This window comes from Duganella sp. Root198D2 (assembly GCF_001428585.1).
Lineage (GTDB): Bacteria > Pseudomonadota > Gammaproteobacteria > Burkholderiales > Burkholderiaceae_D > Rugamonas.
In genome coordinates this window covers 1-2385 of record NZ_LMIC01000042.1, presented here as the reverse complement: position 1 = coordinate 2385, position 2385 = coordinate 1, and the positions used below count along the sequence as shown (strand labels likewise).

3 protein-coding genes are annotated in these 2385 nt (G+C 53.5%); 1 reads left to right on the top strand and 2 read right to left on the bottom strand.

Annotated elements, in window-relative coordinates; genetic code table 11:
* Positions 1–87: 87 nt before the first annotated feature.
* Positions 88–444 (top strand): integrase core domain-containing protein, encoded by a 357-nt coding sequence (locus tag ASE26_RS21880; RefSeq protein WP_057246945.1) that lies wholly within the window; start codon positions 88–90, stop codon positions 442–444.
* A 264-nt stretch (positions 445–708) separates the two neighbouring features.
* Here ASE26_RS21880 and ASE26_RS21875 read toward each other — a convergent pair whose 3' ends face one another.
* Positions 709–1086 (bottom strand): hypothetical protein, encoded by a 378-nt coding sequence (locus ASE26_RS21875; RefSeq protein ID WP_055933611.1) that lies wholly within the window; start codon positions 1084–1086, stop codon positions 709–711.
* A gap of 5 nt (positions 1087–1091) precedes the next feature.
* Positions 1092–2385: RHS repeat-associated core domain-containing protein (locus ASE26_RS21870; RefSeq protein ID WP_162259196.1), on the bottom strand; the 1294-nt coding region annotated here is incomplete at its 5' end.

Genomic DNA, 2385 nt, shown 5'->3' with positions numbered 1-2385 from the left:
CGTCTCCCGACGTGCCCCAACAGTCAGATCGATTCGTTGTTGCCATTCCCGAACTCTACTCAGTCCTAAACCCGCTGTGAAGGTGGAATGGCTGGACGCATACTCTTCCACAGCAAGGAATTCGCGCAAGGATTACGCGCGCTCGGTATCAAACATCGCTTTATCGAGCGTGGCAAGCCCTGGCAAAACGGACGCATTGAGCGCTTGTTCCTGACCTTGAAGCAGAAGCTGAACCTACTGGTGCCTGAGCGCCCTCAGGACCTGGACTCCTTGCTTGCCGCGTTCAGGCAGTGGTACAACGAGGTTCGTCCGCATCAGCATTTGTTCGGCTGGACACCGATGGAAGCATGGCGCGGCATCAACCCTTATCTGAATCGACCGAAAGCGTTCGTTCCATACCAGGGCTGGAACGGGATTCTCAAAGGATTCGTGCCGCTGCATTAGCCAGCAACCATGTGGTCCGTTGAACATGGCGAACGACAGGTGTTCAGGCTCGCGCTCGCCTGCTTGCCTGGAATTGCTGAAATAGCAGGCACATTGAGTTGGCCGGGCAGACAGTTTGCTGATTAAAGCGGCTCGACGGTCAACGAGTTGTGCCCGACGCCCCGCTTTTTGGCTTGAAAAAAGTGGCCCGCCGCCCCCTACCCCAATTTCAACTGAACACTGAACGGGGCAACTAAACGGGGCAGTTGAACGGGGGCAGCGGCACTAAGTCGGCATTGAATCGATATTTTCCAAAGAATAGAGCGGCTCAAAAGCCTCCGCATCACTTCCGACCCAACCGCCAAAACTCTGCAGAAGTGTCCTCAAAACCACCTTCAATTCGGGCAAATTCACGTTGTGATACGAAACACATAAGCAGCTTCTCGCGTTAATTCGTGAAATCACTTCCAAATCTGCTGGCCCACCAAAATCATCATTGATATTCATCTTCTGTACTTGAAAACGCATTGAATCGCTCATGTCTATTTGCAGCGCGTCTTGATTTTCTGTCAAGTAGAGATTGTATGAAAATTCCTCACTAAGTAATTTACATACTTTGTCCAAAGCGATATCAGAAGAGGAAAAATAGAATACGTCGTTCATAAGATCTATTCTGCGATCACGTCAATTACTTCCTGCATTTTATCAGATGCAAGGCCCCCTGCCTTCTCAACAGATTTCTTGGCGTGGATAGAGAAACCCTTCCTGTCGCAAGCAAGGCCGATACATACTTTCCCACTCGGGTTTATCGAAGGATCCAATCTATCCTTAACTTGACGAGATAGCCCCTGTCCTTGCCCGGCTTTGATCTCGACGATAGCATTATCAGTTTCAAAATCGATTTCCAGTTCGCGACCATCGCTGTGCGTTCGCTTGTGTCCTGACTGATAGGGTCTACCCGGGTATTTCTTTTCAAACTCTTTGACAAATTCCTTAACTTCCGGCTCGTCTGCCGTCGTAATGACCGGCGTTTTCTGTTCTCCTCGTTTATCGGCCTTGACGGACTCCTGAGAAGTACCGGCTTCTTCATGGCCTGCCTTGCCAACTCGCCTGCCCGCTCCATCGTTTGATTCTTGAACGGTGATATTTTCGTTCTGGTTCGCAGTGCTCGCCTTCACTGCCACAGGCGGTTTGGTCGCTGGCGGGGCAGATTGACGCTTACGCATGGCATTCGCAACTTGGCCAACTTTATCTTTAACCGCACCGATAACCGCTTGGCCCATCTTCGTGCGTGATGCTGCTACGCCAACTGGCGCGAGCACCCCTACGCCGAGGCCGATGGCACCAGATGTCAGGGTACGTTTGCCATCGAAGTGATCCTGCAAGCCAGCAGCGATGTTGACACTTTGGGTCGCCGCATCGGTGCCCGCTGCAGTCACACCACCGACGGCGGCGCTGCGCAGTACTTGGCCACCTAGCGTCGTCGTCACCGTACTGCCGGCACCTCCACCAATGAAGACACTCGCAGCATTGATGCCAACAATCGCCATACCGCCGCCCATGCCTCGGCCGAAGTATTGCTTGCGAGTGATCTTGCCTTCGTAATACTGGTCCGCAACCGGGTCATGCACCGTTGTAAATCCGAAGGTCAGGCCAGCCGCTGCTCCCTTCATAAATGCATAGCCTGCGCATGACCATGCTCCGCAGCCCTCTGCCCAGTTGTCAATAGTGGCCGAAATGGATTCGTACCCATTCAGGTCGTAATACACCGTCGGATTGCCGTAGGCGTACAGGTAATGGTGCAGCGACAGCGGCGTGTTCCAGTCGCCCTCATACGGGTCTTGCGTAATGAAGCGCCCCAGTTGCGGGTCGTAGTAACGCGCCTGGAAGTACACCAGGCCGGTCTCCGCATCCATCTGGTGGCCGGTGTAGCCGAACTTGTTGGCGCTCTGGCCGGTCGCC

Coding starts and splice junctions, on each gene's coding strand:
- ASE26_RS21880 (WP_057246945.1), top strand. CDS start 88: ATGGCTGGACGCATACTCTTCCACAGCAAGGAATTCGCGCAAGGATTA.
- ASE26_RS21875 (WP_055933611.1), bottom strand. CDS start 1,086: ATGAACGACGTATTCTATTTTTCCTCTTCTGATATCGCTTTGGACAAA.